This is a genomic window from Streptomyces sp. NPDC048590 (assembly GCF_043199535.1).
In the GTDB taxonomy this organism is placed as follows: Bacteria; Actinomycetota; Actinomycetes; order Streptomycetales; family Streptomycetaceae; genus Streptomyces.
The window spans coordinates 419,252-436,270 of the sequence record NZ_JBICWC010000005.1 but is presented as its reverse complement, the minus strand read 5'-3'; the positions used below and the strand labels follow the sequence as shown (position 1 = coordinate 436,270).

The following is a 17,019-nucleotide window of genomic DNA, read 5'->3' as shown; positions in this document are numbered from 1 at the left end:
CGGGGCGTCAAGGTCGTGCTGATCGCGTCTGTCAGGTACCCGGCACAGTGTTCGGGCTGCGGCTCGGAGCTGGAGTGCGTCGGCGTACGGGCGTTGGTCGCTGACGTCCGACGTATGGTCGCCCGCATGTGGGCGGAAGTGGATCTGATCGACTGGGCAGCGCTGAGGCACAACTACGGGTCCGCAGAGGACGTGCCCGGACTGTTGCGCCGGTGCGCGGGGCCGAATCCGGAAGATGCGGAGCGCGCTGCGGACGACCTCCTCAATCACCTCCTCCACCAGGGTGGCTGGATATGCTCCGCAGCCCCGGCCGCGCTGCCGTTTCTGCTGCGCCTGGCCGCGACGCCGGACGTGCCGAGCCGTCGCGCATTGCTTGAGCTTGTGTCAAGGCTGGCGTTCGAGGCCGCGCGGGTCGCCGAGAAGTGGGTGGATCCCGGCTGGCCATCGGCATGGGAGCGCGCCTTGCCGGAGGTTCTCGTCCTGCTCGACGCCCCCGATCCGGAGATACGGCGAGCCGCAGCCGATGTGATCGGCTCCGGCCGGAGTCCCGGTGAGCTCACTCTGCCTGCGTTGCTACGGTGCTGGCGGGCGGAGGACGATCCGGCGACGCGCCTTGACCTGGTCCTCGCACTCGGCCATGCGGTGCTCCAGGAGCCGACCGGCGAGCATGGCCCCGGGGTCCGTACCTTGCTCCGCGGGCTGCTCGATGCCCCGGAGGCGCAGATACGCCTGGCAGCGGTGCACGCCATCGCCCCGGCCGACCCGGCCCTTCCGGTGCAACAACTGGGCCTGTTGCTCGAAGCGGTACGGGATCCGAGCGTCGAATTGTGGCAGCACACCAGCGCGGTGGAGGCCGGTGTGCAGGGTGTCCACCACTGGACGGCTGCGCTGCTCACCGGTCCGTCTCCCTCGTTCGTACTCGGCCTGCTGGATGACCACCCCGATGTCGAGCAGCGGATCGGCGCCCTGGCGCGTGCGGGCGGGCTGCTGGCCCAGTGGCGCTCACCTGCCACCGCGGTCCTTCCACGCCTCGTGGCACGGCTGGACGACCCCGCAGCGGAGGTCCGTTTCCGGGCGGTCGAACTGCTGGCCTGTCTGGGTCCGGCGGCCGCGGCTCACTCGGATGAGGTCGCTGCGCTGGTCGGCGACACCGAAGCCCGGACCACACGGAGACGGGAGACCGTCACCGAGGCGGCCCTATGGGCCCTGGCCCGGATGAACGACCCCCGTTGCGTGCCGGGCCTGATCGATGCGGCGGCTCGTCCACGATCCGGTTTCGCTTCGAATTCTGCTCACTACCCCTCCGCCGACTGGCATCACGCAGTCCTCCCCGCGCTCCATGAGGTCATCAGTCACCTTCCCGACCATGCCGGCCTGCTGCTTCCCATGATCTGCGGCCGCCTCGATTCCGCTAGGGACGACCACGTACTCAGCGCGTACTGTCAGGTGCTCGCTGACTGGGGCCCCGCTTCCGCGGCAGCGGTTCCGCAGCTGCTCGGCCTGCTGGAGGACGACCGGACCTGGACCGCTGCAGCGGGAGCGCTCGCAGGAATCGGAAGAGCCGGAAACGGGGCGGCGGAACTGCTCCTGGCCCGGTCAGCCGTCGGCGCGGAGCATACGGAGCTCGCGGCCTGGGCTTACTGGAAGGTCGGCGGCGAACCCGGCCCCGCTTTGGAAGCACTTGGACGTACTGTCGTGGGGAAGGGCTTCACGCGCCCTGCTCTGCAGATGCTCGCCGACCTGGGCTCGCACGCCGGCCACCACGCGGACCGGCTCCGGACCATGACCTCAGACACCGAACCCTGGACCCGTGTCGAAGCAGCACACGCCCTGTGGGCGGTGACCGGCGACACCGAAAGCACCGTACCGGCGCTGATCACGGCCGTACGAGGGCTGGCCGAGGGTACATGGCTGCCGGTCATGCTCCCCGCAGTGCGCTACCTGGCCCGAATCGGCCGCGCCGCCCGGCCCGCCGCCGAGCTCCTGCGTGGTGTGCCGACCCTTGATCAGCGGCTGCGCAGCAGCGGCGGGTGGCGCGGATTCGTCCAGGACGAATCCGTGAGAACCGCCGTCCGCGAGCTGCTTGCCGCGTGCGACTGACGCCCAGGCCATCTCGATCAGGACGAGGTGGCCGTCACCATGGAGCGTGATCTTCTCGGACGGCTCTTACTATGAGGGTGGGTAGGGAACGTGCCGGGGGGCCTCAGTGTTCAATGCAAAGATCGTCAAGACTTTCCCGCCGAAGGGCGGATTGCAGCTCTGCCGGCTGGATTCAGCGACCTCCTTCCTCTGCTCGCGCTGTCACGAGCGCAAAGTCGCGAAGCTCGTCGCGCAACAGGGCGAGCATCGCGTGCGTGAAGTCGTGCTGCTTGAGCATGCGCCCGCAGGAAACGTACGACGACCTCGACGGCAACCAGGAGACCCTTGCCGGATACCGGTCGGTTCTCAGCGGTGGAGTGCCCGACCTGCACGGGTGCACGGACTGGGAGGGCGAGCGGGAGGCCATCGCCGTGCTGATCGACGGCTGGGATGACACCCCGCACGAGCAGATCGCGATCTGCGTGCCGACGAACCGGATGGCGAGCGAAACCGCGACCACTCTGGCGGAACACGGAATCCGGGCCGTGGAGATCGGCCCGGACGGTCCCCGCGGTGACGGCGGTGTACACATCGGCACGATGTTCCGTTTCAAGGGTCTCGAGTACCAGCGCATGATCGTCGCCGGGGTCAGTGACGGGCTGATCCCCAGGGACGACGTGAACCGGAGGCGTAACGCCGATCCGGTGCGCTACCGGCGCGAGGTCCAGCAGGCACGCTCGCTGCTGTTCGTCGCCACCACGCGGGCCCGCGACAGCCTGGACATCTTCTGGCAAGGCACGCCGAGCCCGTTCCTGGCGCCGCTGGTGGCCGCTCGGCGGTGATGGGTCCCGGACCGCCACGGCCCCCTTTCCGTACGACAGGTGGTGCCGTGAGCTGCTCGGCCGAGGAGACCGTGCACGCCCCTCACCCCGCCCCCAGCCGCCCCAGCGCCTCCTCCGCCGCCGCGCCGAGGCGCGGGTGCGGCAGGGCGGCCTCCAGGACGGGGCGGGCCCTGCTGTCGCCCAGGGCGCCGAGCCCTTCGACGCAGGCGAGCGCGACGCGCCAGTGCGGTTCGTCGGGGTTCAGGAGCCGGTGCAGGGTGCTGACCAGCGTGGGTACGGACTCCGGCGCGCGCAGGGCGGTGAGTAGGCGCACCGGGTGCAGGGCGTAGGCCGTGCGCATGGTGTTGGCGGCGAGGGCGGCGGCGGCTCGGGGGGTGCGAGGGTCGTTCAGCAGACGGAGTGCGTGGGCCGCCGAGACGCACCGCTCGGGCTCGCGGTGGTTGAGAAGGAGGACGAGCGCCTCGAAGGCGCGGCGATCCCCCAGGCACCCGAGCCGGAACGCCGCGATCTCCCGGGCCCAGAGCGGGCGTTCGCGTTCGACCAGCACCCCGGCCAGCTCTTCGTGGTCCTCGGTGGCGACCAGCCTCCCGAAGGCCTCCGACTCCCGCGCCTCGCGCCGCAGCCGGTCGGTCAGTGAGCGGAACTCCTCATCCATGACGATGAGTTTACCGGCGCACACGCTGCGTGTTCACGGAACTGTGTGCCGACGCACAGGCCGTCAGGGCTGGCGCGCTCGTTACTTGCCGGTTAATCTCAAGTGAGCGGGACACACACCCGCCGGCTCCAGTGGCCTGGTGACGCAGCCACCCGGAGTGCTTGTCGGTTCGGCATTTCGTGAGACGTGGCTCGGGGCAGAGCCCGTCACCCCTCCCCCGGTGCGCCGTGCGCGCCCGGGACCGTGCACCACGACACGCAATCACCCCGCACCGGGCGCCGGTTGATCTTTCCCTACGCGCGCCGTGCTCCGCCTCAGTCGTCACTCACCCTGGAGTCCCGTGATGGACATCCCGCTCAGCACCATTGCCGTCGTCGGCCTCGGCACGATGGGAACCGGCATCGCCGAGGTCCTGACCCGAGCCGGCCGCGAGGTAATCGGCATCGACATCAGTGAAGCCGCCGCACGTCAGGCCGTCGCCTCCCTGGAGGCCTCCACCGCGCGCGCCGTGCTCCGTGAGCGCATCACGGAGCAGGAGCGGCACGACATCCTGGCGCGGTTCCGCACCTTCTCCGATCTTCGGGCAGCCGCGGACGCGGAGCTGGTCATCGAGGTCGTGCCGGAGAACTACGAGATCAAGCAGCAGGTCTTCCGGGAGCTCGACGCGGTGGTCTCACCCACCACGATCCTCGCGACGGGCACCAACGCACTCTCGGTGACCAGACTGGCCGCCGAGTCGCAGCGTCCCGAGCGGGTCCTCGGCCTGCACTTCTTCAATCCGGCACCGGCGATGAAGCTGGTCGAGGTGGTCTCCTCCGTGCTGACCGCCCCGCCCGCCGTGGAGAGCGTGACCCGGCTCGCCCGCGAGCTGGGCAAGGAACCGGTCGCCGTCGGTGACCGGCCGGGTTTCGTCGCGGACGGTCTGCTGTTCGGCTATCTCAACCAGGCCGCGGCGATGTACGAGGCGAACTACGCCTCCCGTGAGGACATCGACGCCGCGATGAAACTGGGCTGCGGACTGCCCATGGGCCCGCTGGAGCTGCTCGACCTCATCGGGATCGACACGGCCCGCACCGTCCTGGAGGCCATGTACGCGGCGTCCCACGACCGGCTGCACGCACCCGCCCCGGTGCTCGGGCAGCTCAGCGAGGCCGGGCTCACCGGCCGCAAGGCCGGACGCGGCTTCTACACGTACGACGCGCCCGGCGGCCAGACCGTGGTGCCGGACGCCATGACGCCGACGGCGGGCGCGGACGCGGGCGCTGGACGTCCGGTCTCCTCCGTCGGTGTGGCCGGTTCGGGGACGATGGCCTCGGGCATCGCCGAGGTCTTCGCGAAGTCCGGATACGGCGTGGTGCTCGCGGCCCGGAGCCAGGAGAAGGCGGACAGGGCCAAGGCGCGCATCGCGAAATCCCTGGAGCGCTCCGTCACCAAGGGACGGATGACCGCGGAGGCCCGGGACGAGGCGCTCGCCCGGATCACCCCGGCGGGCACCCTGGACTCCTTCGCCGATGTGGATCTCGCGGTGGAGGCTGTCGCGGAGGACCTGGACGTCAAGCGGGAGCTGTTCGCGACCCTCGACAAGGTCTGCAGGCCGGGCGCCGTTCTGGCCACCACCACCTCGTCCCTGCCGGTCGTGGCGATCGCCCGGGTGACCGCCCGCCCCGAGGACGTCGTCGGGATGCACTTCTTCAACCCCGCTCCCGCGATGAAGCTGGTCGAGGTGGTCCGCACGGTGCTGACCGCCGACGACGTGCACGCCACCGTCCGCGAGGTGTGCCGGAAGGTCCGCAAGCACCCGGTGGACTGCGGTGACCGGGCGGGCTTCATCGTCAACGCCCTGCTGTTCCCCTACCTCAACAACGCGATCAAGATGGTCGAGGAGCACTACGCGACGCTCGACGACATCGACGCGGCGATGAAGCTGGGCGGCGGCTACCCGATGGGGCCGTTCGAGCTCCTGGACGTGGTCGGCCTGGACGTCTCGCTCGCCATCGAGAAGGTTCTGCACAGCGAGTTCCGCGACCCGGGCCTCGCCCCGGCACCGTTGCTCGAGCATCTGGTGGCCGCCGGCTGCCTCGGCCGCAAGACGGGGCGCGGCTTCCGCGAGTATGCCCGCCGCTGACACCGGTGCGGGGTGGGGCGGGTTGCTGCGGCCCTCGGGCGACCCGCCCCCACGGGCGCACTGCCCTGCACCGATGGGTTACGTTCACCTCATGTCCCGACCCGCCAAGTCCCCTCGTTCCTCCGCCGCGACGGACGCCCCGGAGAGTGCCGCGAGCACCCGGGCAGCCGCCCAACGGCTCAAGATGCGCCGCGAACTGGCCGCCGCGGCGATGGAACTCTTCGCCACGAAGGGGTACGAGGCGACGACGGTCGACGAGATCGCCGGGGCCGCCGGGGTGGCCCGGCGTACCTTCTTCCGCCACTTCCGCTCCAAGGAGGAGGCGATCTTCCCGGACCACGACGACACGCTCGTCAGGGCCGAGGCCGTCCTCAATGCCGCCCCCGCGCACGAGCACCCGCTCGACACGGTGTGCCGCGGCATCAAGGAGGTCATGAAGATGTACGCGGCGAAGCCGGCGGTCTCCGTGGCACGGTACAAGCTGACCCGTGAGGTGCCCACGCTCCGGGAGGCCGAGATCGCCTCGGTGGCCCGCTACGAGCGGCTGTTCACGCGCTATCTGCTGGGCCATTTCGACGAGCGCGACCACCATGTGGGGAACGACGACCCGCTGCTCGCCGAGGTCGCCGCGTCCGCCGTGGTGACGGCGCACAACCACGTGCTGCGGCGCTGGCTGCGCGCTGACGGCCAGGGGGAGGTGGAGAGCCAGCTCGACCACGCCTTCGCGATCGTGCGCGACACCTTCGGCACCGGCATCGGCGCAGGACGCACGGTGAGCGGCGATTCGGGCCGTACCCCGGCCGCGTCGGTGTCGAAGGAGGGCGAAGTCCTGGTGGCCGTGGCCCGTACGGACGCCCCGCTCGACGAGGTCATGCGCACGATCCAGCAGGCGCTGAAGGAGCACTGAGGCGCCCGAGGGGGTCACACCCCTCCGGCGGGCTCCACGGGAACGGTCGCGTGCCAGGGCGGCGGCGCGGCGCCCTCGCTCCAGGCGGTGAGTTCGTCGAGTCCGACGCACAGGATCCCGCACCGGTCGGCGTACTCCAGGGCGGGCGCGGTGAAGTCGTTGGTGGTGACGACCACGGCCAGGTCCGCCTCGTGCACCGCGTAGCAGGTACCTCCGAAACGCTGGAGGTCCTGCGAGCCGACCTTGTTGTCCGCCGTGTACCTCTTGCACTGCACGACCAGGCGCCGGCCGTCCGGCGTCGTGGCGACCACGTCCGCGCCCAGGTCGCCCGCGCCACCCACGACCTCGGCGTCGGGGCAGCCGTCCCGTCGGCAGAGCGCGGCAACGGCCTCCTCGAACTCGTACGGATCCATGGTGGCGCAGTCCTCCGGCAGTGGGCGCCACAAGGGTTCTGTGGGCTCCACGGTCCCGGCCGCCACCTGTTCCTCCAGGGCGGCGTCCACGACCTCGTACGCGGTCTCGACCACCGCCGCCGCGGCCCTCGCGGCCCGTCTGCGGCTCCGGCGTCTGCGCAGGAGCGCGGCGGCCCCCGCGATCAGCAGGACGGCCGAGATCACGGCCATGGCCGGGTGCCGTTCGGCGCTCCGCAGAGCGGTGCGCAGCGCCAGCCCGCCTCCGCAGAGCAGGATGCCCGCGAAGGCGAATCCGAAGGCCGTCCTCCGGATGTCGAACTCGCGTCCGCGCCCGTTCCGCAGCCCTCCACGCGCCCGTATACCCATCGCGCACCCACCCCTGTCCTCCACGCTCCGTCAAGATCACTTTCATGTGCCCCGTGGGTGACGGTTGACGCGACTGCCGGGGTGCCGGTCGGCCGGAGCCCCGCGCGCCACGACGCCGTACGTGTACCGCACCGCGCCGTGGCGCCTGCAAAAGACGGAGCAACGGGACATTCCGCCCATGATGTTGCTCATGCGTGCCTACGAGATGACAACTGAGAGAAATTGTTGGCACTGGGTGCCTTGCCACCTGTCACGCAGTGCCATACGTTGATGGTGTCCGGGCGGCCGGCGTGCAGAGATCTCTCGTACGCCGGCTGTCCCCGCGGACCACGTGTCCACGCGCCCGGGCGCCTGCGTCACAGGCAACCCTTCTGCTCCACCGAGCAGGCCCACAGCACCACCCGCCGAACCGACGGCACACCTCCACACCGCACCACTCCCCTGACCACAGGGGTCCTTCCGGCGTTCCCTCGACGCCGGAGACCCGATCTGCCGGAGGCATCACCGTGAAGGAAATCCTGGACGCGATCCAATCGCAGGACAGCACGGCCGCGGACTTCGCCGCACTGCCCGTCCCCGAGTCGTACCGCGCGGTGACCGTGCACAAGGACGAGGCCGAGATGTTCGCCGGCCTCGCCACCCGCGACAAGGACCCCCGCAAGTCGCTGCACGTGGACGAGGTCCCCGTGCCCGAACTCGGCCCCGGTGAGGCGCTCGTCGCCGTCATGGCGAGTTCGGTGAACTACAACTCCGTCTGGACCTCCATCTTCGAACCGGTGTCGACCTTCGGCTTCCTGGAGCGCTACGGCCGGCTCAGCGAGCTGACCAAGCGCCACGACCTGCCGTACCACGTCATCGGTTCCGACCTGGCGGGCGTCGTCCTGCGCACCGGCCCTGGCGTCAACGCCTGGAACCCGGGCGACGAGGTCGTCGCGCACTGCCTCTCGGTGGAGCTGGAGTCCTCGGACGGCCACAACGACACGATGCTCGACCCTGAGCAGCGCATCTGGGGCTTCGAGACCAACTTCGGCGGTCTCGCCGAGATCGCACTCGTCAAGTCCAACCAGCTGATGCCCAAGCCGAAGCACCTCAGCTGGGAGGAGGCCGCCTCCCCCGGCCTGGTCAACTCGACGGCGTACCGCCAGCTCGTCTCGCGCAACGGCGCCGGGATGAAGCAGGGCGACAACGTGCTGATCTGGGGCGCGAGCGGCGGACTCGGCTCCTACGCCACCCAGTTCGCCCTGGCCGGCGGCGCCAACCCGATCTGTGTCGTCTCCAGCCCGGAGAAGGCCGACATCTGCCGGGCGATGGGCGCGGAGGCGGTCATCGACCGCAACGCGGAGGGCTACAAGTTCTGGAAGGACGAGCGCACCCAGGACCCGAAGGAGTGGAAGCGCTTCGGCAAGCGCATCCGCGAGTTCACCGGCGGCGAGGACATCGACATCGTCTTCGAGCACCCGGGCCGCGAGACCTTCGGCGCCTCGGTCTACGTCACCCGCAAGGGCGGCACCATCACGACCTGCGCCTCCACCTCGGGCTACATGCACGAGTACGACAACCGCTACCTGTGGATGTCGCTCAAGCGCATCATCGGTTCCCACTTCGCCAACTACCGCGAGGCGTGGGAGGCCAACCGCCTGATCGCCAAGGGGAAGATCCACCCGACGCTCTCCAAGGTCTACTCCCTGGAGGACACCGGCCAGGCCGCGTACGACGTCCACCGCAACCTCCACCAGGGCAAGGTCGGCATCCTCGCCCTGGCACCCCGCGAAGGCCTGGGCGTGCGCGACACCGAGCTCCGCGAGCAGCACGTCGACGCCATCAACCGCTTCCGCAACGTCTGAGGTCCACCATGACCGAACGTCAGAAGGACCGCCCGTGGCTCATGCGGACGTACGCCGGCCACTCGACGGCCGAGGCGTCCAACGAGCTCTACCGGCGCAACCTCGCCAAGGGCCAGACGGGTCTGTCGGTCGCCTTCGATCTGCCCACGCAGACCGGCTACGACCCCGACCACGTGCTCGCCCGCGGCGAGGTGGGCCGCGTCGGCGTGCCCGTCTCGCACCTCGGTGACATGCGCCGGCTGTTCCAGGAGATCCCCCTGGAGCAGATGAACACCTCGATGACGATCAACGCCACCGCGATGTGGCTGCTGGCGCTCTACCAGGTGGTCGCCGAGGAACAGGGTGCGGATCCGGGACGGCTCCAGGGCACGACACAGAACGACATCGTCAAGGAGTACCTGTCCCGGGGGACGCACGTCTTCCCGCCCGGGCCCTCGCTGCGGCTGACCACCGACATGATCACCTACACGGTCAACCACATCCCGAAGTGGAACCCGATCAACATCTGCAGCTACCACCTGCAGGAGGCGGGAGCCACCCCGGTCCAGGAGATCGCGTACGCGATGTCGACGGCGATCGCGGTGCTCGACGCGGTGCGTGACTCGGGTCAGGTGCCGGAGGAACGGTTCGGCGATGTCGTGGCCCGCATCTCCTTCTTCGTGAACGCGGGTGTCCGCTTCATCGAGGAGATGTGCAAGATGCGCGCCTTCGGCCGCATCTGGGACCGGGTCACTCGCGAGCGGTACGGCATCGCGAATCCCAAGCAGCGGCGGTTCCGCTACGGCGTACAGGTCAACTCCCTGGGTCTGACCGAGGCGCAGCCCGAGAACAACGTCCAGAGGATCGTGCTGGAGATGCTGGCGGTCACCCTCTCCAAGGACGCCCGCGCACGCGCCGTGCAGCTGCCGGCCTGGAACGAGGCCCTGGGGCTGCCGCGCCCCTGGGACCAGCAGTGGTCGCTGCGCATCCAGCAGGTCCTGGCGCACGAGAGCGACCTGCTGGAGTACGAGGACATCTTCGCCGGCTCCCATGTCGTGGAGGCCAAGGTCGAGGAGCTGGTGACCGAGTCGCTGGCGGAGATCGACCGCATCCAGCAGATGGGCGGCGCGATGGCCGCCGTCGAGTCCGGCTATCTCAAGTCGGAGCTGGTCTCCTCGCACGCAGCTCGGCGCGCCCGCATCGAGTCCGGTGACGAGAAGATCGTCGGCGTCAACATCTACGAGACGACCGAGCCCAACCCGCTGACAGCGGATCTGGACGCCGCCATCATGACGGTTGATCCGGAGAACGAGGCACGGGTCGTCGAGGCCCTGCACGAGTGGCGCGACAACCGTGACGAGCCCCGCGCCACGGAGGCGCTGGCGGCCCTGAAGAAGACCGCGGCGGGCACCGGCAACATGATGGAGGCGACCGTCGAGTGCGCCCGGGCGGGCGTCACCACCGGGGAGTGGGCGTGGGCCCTTCGCGACGTCTTCGGGGAGTTCCGGGCCCCGACGGGCGTCTCGTCGGCGCCGGTGGCGGTGACCGCCGAGCCGGGCACCCCTCTCGCCGTCGTACGCGAGAAGGTGAACCGGACCGCGGCGGACCTGGGGGTCGGCCGGCTGCGGCTGCTGGTCGGCAAGCCCGGACTGGACGGGCACTCCAACGGGGCGGAGCAGATCGCCGTGCGCGCCCGGGACGCCGGCTTCGAGGTGGTCTACCAGGGCATCAGGCTGACGCCCGAGCAGATCACCGACGCGGCACTGGCCGAGGACGTGCACTGCGTGGGCCTGTCCATCCTCTCCGGCTCGCACGCCGAGCTGGTGCCCGACGTGCTGGAGAGGCTGCGCGAGGCCGGCGCCCCGGACATCCCTGTCATCGCCGGCGGCATCATCCCGCAGGCCGACGCGCGCGCCCTGATCGAGGCCGGTGTGGCCGCCGTCTTCACCCCGAAGGACTTCGGCATCACGGAGATCATCGGCCGTATCGTCGACGAGATCCGTAAAGCGAACAAGCTCGACCCTCTGGAGGTCCCCGCATGACCACGCCCGTGAACCGTCTGCGCCCGCGCCGCTCCTGTCTGGCAGTGCCGGGTTCCAACCCGCGGTTCCTGGAGAAGGCCCAGGGCCTCCCCGCCGACCAGGTGTTCCTGGACCTGGAGGACGCCTGCGCGCCGCTCGCCAAGGAGGGCGCGAGGCACCACATCGTCGACGCGCTCAACAACGGCGACTGGACCGGCAAGACCCGGGTCGTGCGGGTGAACGACTGGACGACGCACTGGACGTACCGCGACGTCATCACCGTCGTCGAGGGCGCCGGCCCCAACCTCGACTGCATCATGCTGCCGAAGGTCCAGGACGCGCAGCAGGTCGTCGCGCTGGACCTGCTGCTCACCCAGATCGAGAAGACGATGGGCTTCGAGGTCGGCCGGATCGGCATCGAGGCGCAGATCGAGAACGCCAAGGGCCTGGTCAACATCGACGACATCGCCTCGGCCTCTCCGCGTCTGGAGACCCTGATCTTCGGCCCGGCCGACTTCATGGCCTCGATCAACATGAAGACCCTGGTCGTCGGCCAGCAGCCGCCCGGCTACCCGGCCGACGCCTACCACTACATCCTGATGCGCATCCTGATGGCGGCCCGCACGCACGACCTGCAGGCGATCGACGGCCCGTTCCTGCAGATCCGCGACGTGGACGCCTACCGCGAGGTCGCCGGGCGCGCGGCGGCGCTGGGCTTCGACGGCAAGTGGGTGCTGCACCCCGGTCAGGTCGATGCGGCGAACGAGGTGTTCTCGCCCTCCCAGGAGGACTACGACCACGCCGAGCTGATCCTCGACGCGTACGACTGGTGCACCTCCGAGGAGGGCGGCAAGAAGGGTTCGGCGATGCTCGGGGACGAGATGATCGACGAGGCGAGCCGCAAGATGGCCCTGGTCATCGCGGGCAAGGGCCGCGCCGCCGGTATGCAGCGCACGTCCAAGTTCGAAGCGCCGGAGGCCTGACATGCAGTTCGGACGGACGTACGAGGAGTTCGAGGTCGGCGCGGTCTACAAGCACTGGCCCGGGAAGACGGTCACGGAGTACGACGACCACCTCTTCTGCCTGCTGACCATGAACCATCACCCGCTGCACATGGACAGCAACTACGCCGAGCGGACGACGGACTTCAAGAAGAACGTCGTCGTCGGCAACTACATCTACTCCCTGCTGCTCGGCATGTCGGTGCCGGACGTCTCCGGGAAGGCCATCGCCAACCTGGAGGTGGAGTCGCTGAAGCACGTGGCCCCGACCTTCCACGGCGACACCATCTACGGCGAGACGACCGTGCTCGACAAGACGCCGTCGAGGTCCAAGAACGACCGGGGCATCGTGTACGTCGAGACGAAGGGCTACAAGCAGGACGGCACGCTCGTCTGCGTGTTCCGCCGCAAGGTGATGGTGCCCACAGAGACGTACATCAAGGAGCGCGGCGGAGAGCAGCCCGGCCGCCCGGAGTTCGATCAGCCGTCGAGCAAGAACGTGGAGAAGCAGCCATGAGCCGACTCGCACAGACCGCCGGTCTGACGGATGTCCAGCAGGAGATCCTCTCCACCGTCCGGGATTTCGTGGACAAGGAGATCATCCCTGTCGCGACGCAGCTGGAGCACCGCGACGAGTACCCGACGGAGATCGTCGAAGGCCTCAAGGAGCTCGGCCTGTTCGGGCTGATGATCCCGGAGGAGTACGGCGGCCTGGGCGAGTCGCTCCTGACCTACGCGCTCTGCGTCGAGGAGATCGCCCGTGGCTGGATGAGTGTGTCGGGCATCATCAACACGCACTTCATCGTGGCGTACATGCTCAAGCAGCACGGCACCCAGGAGCAGAAGGACACCTTCCTTCCGCGCATGGCCCTGGGTGAGGTGCGCGGCGCCTTCTCGATGTCCGAGCCGGCCCTGGGGTCCGACGTCTCCGCGATCTCGTCCAAGGGTGTCAAGGAGGGCGACGAGTACGTCCTCGACGGTCAGAAGATGTGGCTGACGAACGGTGGCACGTCCACCCTGGTCGCCGTCCTGTGCCGGAGTGACGAAGGCCACCCGGAGGGAACGGCGCCGCACAAGTCCATGACGACCTTCCTCGTCGAGAAGGAGGCGGGATTCGGCGAGGTCCGCCCCGGCCTCACGATCCCGGGGAAGATCGACAAGATGGGTTACAAGGGCGTCGACACGACCGAGCTCATCATGGACGGACTACGCATTCCGGCCAATCGTGTCCTGGGCGGCACGACCGGCCGGGGTTTTTACCAAATGATGGACGGCGTCGAGGTGGGGCGGGTGAATGTAGCCGCACGTGGCTGCGGTGTCGCACAACGTGCGTTCGAACTCGGCGTGTCGTACGCCCAGCAGCGTCAGACCTTCGGAAAAGCGATCGCCCAGCACCAGGCGATCCAGTTCAAACTGGCTGAAATGGCCACCAAGGTCGAAGCCGCCCATGCGATGATGGTGAACGCGGCACGCAAAAAGGACTCCGGGGAGCGGAACGACCTGGAGGCAGGGATGGCGAAGTACCTCGCCTCCGAGTACTGCAAGGAAGTCGTCGAGGACGCCTTCCGTATCCATGGCGGCTACGGCTTCTCCAAGGAGTACGAGATCGAGCGCCTCTACCGCGAGGCCCCGATGCTGCTGATCGGTGAAGGTACCGCCGAGATCCAGAAAATGATCATCGGTCGCCGGCTGCTCGAGGAGTACCGGCTCCAGGGCTGAAATGTCCCTTACGAGGTGATTTGGTGGCGAAGAAGATCACACCCGGTCACCCCCGTGCGGAGCCTTTCAGCTGTCCGACTCGGCTGCTGGCTTGCCCAGTTGCCGCTCGCACCCGATAGCATCGCGGGAAAAGCCGCCGTCCCCCCGTTGCCAGCGCGGCATCATCCGCTACGAAGGTCATCCATGCCCGACAGCCAAAACTCTGCACCCCGCGGCGGAGTCCGCCTTGCGCGCGGAGCTTCGCCGTGGCTCCTCCCGACCGTCGCCACCGCGGCGCTCAGCCTCGCCCGGGCCCGCAGGTCCGGACGCTGGGCCGCCGTGGCCGTGCCCACCACCGCGCTCGCGGCGGGCATGCTGTGGTTCTTCCGCGACCCCGAGCGCGAGATCACCCAGGGCCGCGTCATCTCGCCGGCCGACGGCGTGGTGCAGAGCATCATGCCGTGGAAGGACGGACGCACCCGCGTCGCGATCTTCATGAGCCCGCTGAACGTCCACGTCAACCGGGCCCCCCTGGCCGGCACCGTGACCTCGGTCGAGCACATCCCCGGTGGGTTCGTCCCGGCGTTCAACAAGGAGAGCGAGAACAACGAGCGCGTTGTCTGGCACTTCGACACCGAGCTCGGCGACATCGAGATGGTGCAGATCGCCGGCGCCGTCGCCCGTCGCATCGTGCCCTACATCCCGCAGGGCACCAAGGTCGAGCAGGGCGAACGCATCGGCCTGATCCGCTTCGGCTCGCGCGTGGACATCTACCTTCCGGAAGGTGTCGACGTCGCGGTCGAGGTCGGCCAGGCCACCACCGCGGGGGTGACTCGAATTGACCGTGATTGATCCCGAGACCCAGGCGAGCTGGGTTCCCGAGGCCGACGAGCAGGACGACGCGGAGGACATGCCGCTCTCCATGCGGCTGTCGATAGCGGACACGCTCACACTCGGCAACGCCACGTGCGGATTCATGGCGGTGTACTTCACCACCACGGGCATCCTCATCCCGCACCTCACGGGCAGCGACGAGTCCGGCATGGCCAGGCATTCCGCGGCGACCGCTGTGATCCTGATGCTCATGGCAGCCGTGTTCGACCTCTTCGACGGCCTCGTGGCGCGCAAGCTGCGCTCCTCGCCGATGGGGGCGGAGCTGGACAACCTCTCCGACCTGATCAGCTTCGGCCTGGCACCGGCGTACTTCGTGCTGGTGTACGGCATGGTCGCGGACGACGCGCACCAGCGGGTGTCGGCGCTCGCGGCGATCGTGGTGCTGCTGGCGGTGGTGCTCAGGCTTGCGCGCTTCTCGTGCGTGACCTTGAAGGACGGCATGTTCCAGGGCATGCCGAGCCCCTTCGGAGCGCTGACGGTCGTCTCGATCGTGCTCCTGGAGCTGCCCTTCGTGCCGACGCTGCTCGCGATCATCGGAGTGGCCTGGCTCATGGTCAGCCGGGTCGAGTACCCGAAGCCGCGCGGGGTCCTCGCGGTGGCGATGCTCAGCTGGATCGTCGCGGCGATGGGGCTTCTGGCGGCCTGGGCGTTCGACGCCCCCGGCGGTCAGCTGCTGCTGCAGACCGGGTGCGCCCTCCAGGTCGTCCTGGGCGCGGTGATCCCGCTCTTCGCCACGGCGCGCCGGGTGAACACGTTCCGCGACAACCGGCGTGAGGCACGGGCGGCGCAGCTCCCGTAACCACGTGTGACAGGCAGGACAAGAAGAAGGGCCCGGATGCTCCCCAGCATCCGGGCCCTTCTCGCGTGGGCGGGCGGTTCAGCGCACCTTGCGTACGGGCAGGATGGCCAGCGCCCCGCCGAGGCACACCAGGGACGCGGCTATCAGCAGGATCGAGTAGTTGTGACCGCCGCCCACCGAGATGAGCAGGGCCCCGAGGGCGGGGGCGAAGATCTGTGGGGCGGACATCGCGATGTTGAAGATGCCGAGGTCCTTGGAGGGGTTCTCCGGGTCCGGCAGCACATCGATGACCAGGGCGAGGTCCACACCGAGGTACGTGCCGAAGCCGAGTCCCAGGACTATCTCGGCGCAGTAGAAGAGGGCGATGGTGTCGGAGCCGCTGAGGACCAGCATGCCGGCGCCGAAGAGTACGGCGGCCACCGCGATGAAGGGCTTCCGGCGCCCGAGGCGGTCCGAGAGCCAGCCCGCGGCCTGGGCTGAGCCCATCACGCACAGTCCGTAGATCAGCACCCCGGTGGCGAGGGTCTCGGTCGCCTCCGCGGCGGTGAGCCGCATCTCGTGCTGGAGGTAGATCAGGCGGAACGTGGTGAACATCCAGTTGGCGAGGGTGAGCAGGAAGCGGGAGAGGAAGGCCCACGCGAAGTCGGGGTGCTCCTTGGGGCTGACCCAGTAGGTGTGCAGGACCGCCTTGAACCCCTCACGCGCGGGCTTCTCGGTCAGCGGCTGGTCCGGCAGTACCAGTACGTAGCCGAGGACCAGGACGATGCCCACGACGCTGGGGACCAGGAAGAGCAGCAGGATCTGGTCGGAGAAGTACCGGGCGATCCAGGTACCCGCGGTGGGTGCCAGGTTCTGCATGATGCCCAGCAGCCCGCTGATCCTGCCCCGCCTCGCTTCGGGGACGTTGTCGGCGACCGTCGCGACGAAGGCCGCCAGGGCGGCGTTGGCCGACGCGGAGGCGAGGACGAAGCCCAGGGTCATGACGGCGACGCCGTCCGCCGTGGCGATGATCATCAGCCCGGCGAGGAGCCCGACCATGCCGAGCACCAGCCACGGCCTGCGGCGGCCGAACCGGCTGGTGGTGCGGTCGCTGAGCCGGCCGAAGAACGGGTTCGCCAGCATCGCGGCGACCGAGCCGGTCGTGGTGATGATGCCGAGCGCGGTCACCTGGTCGCTCTCGGGCACCACCGACTGCACCTTGAGCTGGAGACTGACCAGGATGGGGGTCAGAAGGGCGAGGAAGAGGCCCAGCTGCCCCGCGGCCATGCCGACGACGAGCCGGGGACGCGGGTTCTTCACCGCCGGGCCGCCGGTGTCCGGCCCATCGGGTGGCGGAGTGCCGTTCGTGCGACCGAGGGTGTCCGTGGTCATGGGGAGCTGCTTCCTGTCGAGGGGA

Annotated in this window: 13 protein-coding genes and 1 pseudogene; 11 read left to right on the top strand and 3 right to left on the bottom strand. The window is 69.1% G+C overall.

The window, feature by feature from the left end; all coding sequences use genetic code 11:
* Positions 1 to 126 precede the first annotated feature (126 nt).
* Together ACGFNN_RS17845 and ACGFNN_RS17840 are read left to right on the top strand one after the other, a co-directional pair.
* Positions 127 to 2,100 carry a HEAT repeat domain-containing protein gene (locus ACGFNN_RS17845; protein WP_393556858.1) on the top strand — a complete coding sequence of 658 codons (1,974 nt, stop codon included), beginning with the start codon at positions 127 to 129 and terminating at the stop codon, positions 2,098 to 2,100.
* A 284-nt stretch (positions 2,101 to 2,384) separates the two neighbouring features.
* A pseudogene (locus tag ACGFNN_RS17840) lies at positions 2,385 to 2,921 on the top strand (3'-5' exonuclease); the annotation flags it as partial.
* Between the two features lie 82 nt (positions 2,922 to 3,003).
* On the opposite strand, the gene ACGFNN_RS17835 reads toward ACGFNN_RS17840, so the two are convergent.
* Complete coding sequence (locus tag ACGFNN_RS17835) at positions 3,004 to 3,576, bottom strand: adenylosuccinate lyase (protein WP_393556856.1); 573 nt, start codon at positions 3,574 to 3,576, stop codon at positions 3,004 to 3,006.
* A 343-nt stretch (positions 3,577 to 3,919) separates the two neighbouring features.
* Here ACGFNN_RS17835 and ACGFNN_RS17830 point away from each other — a divergent pair, with 343 nt between their 5' ends.
* Positions 3,920 to 5,701 carry a 3-hydroxyacyl-CoA dehydrogenase family protein gene (locus ACGFNN_RS17830; RefSeq protein ID WP_393556854.1) on the top strand — a complete coding sequence of 594 codons (1,782 nt, stop codon included), beginning with the start codon at positions 3,920 to 3,922 and terminating at the stop codon, positions 5,699 to 5,701.
* 91 nt (positions 5,702 to 5,792) lie between these two features.
* Entirely contained in the window at positions 5,793 to 6,608 is an 816-nt protein-coding gene (locus ACGFNN_RS17825; protein ID WP_393556853.1) for a TetR family transcriptional regulator, read from the top strand.
* Between the two features lie 14 nt (positions 6,609 to 6,622).
* On the opposite strand, the gene ACGFNN_RS17820 is transcribed toward ACGFNN_RS17825, so the two are convergent.
* Positions 6,623 to 7,387 carry a restriction endonuclease gene (locus ACGFNN_RS17820; protein WP_393556851.1) on the bottom strand — a complete coding sequence of 255 codons (765 nt, stop codon included), beginning with the start codon at positions 7,385 to 7,387 and terminating at the stop codon, positions 6,623 to 6,625.
* A gap of 506 nt (positions 7,388 to 7,893) precedes the next feature.
* Here ACGFNN_RS17820 and ccrA point away from each other — a divergent pair.
* The 7 genes from ccrA (at position 7,894) to pssA (ending at position 15,623) form a co-directional block, all read left to right on the top strand.
* Entirely contained in the window at positions 7,894 to 9,231 is a 1,338-nt protein-coding gene (ccrA, locus tag ACGFNN_RS17815) for a crotonyl-CoA carboxylase/reductase (protein ID WP_393556849.1), read from the top strand.
* An 8-nt stretch (positions 9,232 to 9,239) separates the two neighbouring features.
* A complete protein-coding gene (locus ACGFNN_RS17810; RefSeq protein ID WP_393556847.1) occupies positions 9,240 to 11,252 on the top strand; it encodes a protein meaA in 2,013 nt (670 codons plus the stop codon).
* Positions 11,249 to 12,214 carry a CoA ester lyase gene (locus tag ACGFNN_RS17805; protein ID WP_362544649.1) on the top strand — a complete coding sequence of 322 codons (966 nt, stop codon included), beginning with the start codon at positions 11,249 to 11,251 and terminating at the stop codon, positions 12,212 to 12,214. The genes ACGFNN_RS17810 and ACGFNN_RS17805 overlap by 4 nt, the downstream gene beginning before the upstream one ends.
* A 1-nt stretch (position 12,215) precedes the next feature.
* Positions 12,216 to 12,749 (top strand): MaoC family dehydratase, encoded by a 534-nt coding sequence (locus tag ACGFNN_RS17800; protein ID WP_393556845.1) that lies wholly within the window; start codon positions 12,216 to 12,218, stop codon positions 12,747 to 12,749.
* Positions 12,746 to 13,951 (top strand): acyl-CoA dehydrogenase family protein, encoded by a 1,206-nt coding sequence (locus ACGFNN_RS17795; RefSeq protein WP_393556843.1) that lies wholly within the window; start codon positions 12,746 to 12,748, stop codon positions 13,949 to 13,951. Before ACGFNN_RS17800 ends, ACGFNN_RS17795 begins: the two co-directional genes overlap by 4 nt.
* Before the next feature lie 183 nt (positions 13,952 to 14,134).
* The gene (locus tag ACGFNN_RS17790) at positions 14,135 to 14,782 is read left to right on the top strand and encodes a phosphatidylserine decarboxylase (RefSeq protein ID WP_393556841.1); all 648 of its coding nucleotides are present in this window, start codon (positions 14,135 to 14,137) and stop codon (positions 14,780 to 14,782) included.
* Positions 14,769 to 15,623, top strand: a complete 855-nt coding sequence (gene pssA, locus ACGFNN_RS17785) for a CDP-diacylglycerol--serine O-phosphatidyltransferase (RefSeq protein WP_362544661.1) — start codon at positions 14,769 to 14,771, stop codon at positions 15,621 to 15,623. The genes ACGFNN_RS17790 and pssA overlap by 14 nt, the downstream gene beginning before the upstream one ends.
* A 78-nt stretch (positions 15,624 to 15,701) precedes the next feature.
* On the opposite strand, the gene ACGFNN_RS17780 is transcribed toward pssA, so the two are convergent.
* The gene (locus ACGFNN_RS17780) at positions 15,702 to 16,994 is read right to left on the bottom strand and encodes an MFS transporter (protein WP_393556839.1); all 1,293 of its coding nucleotides are present in this window, start codon (positions 16,992 to 16,994) and stop codon (positions 15,702 to 15,704) included.
* Positions 16,995 to 17,019 lie beyond the last annotated feature (25 nt).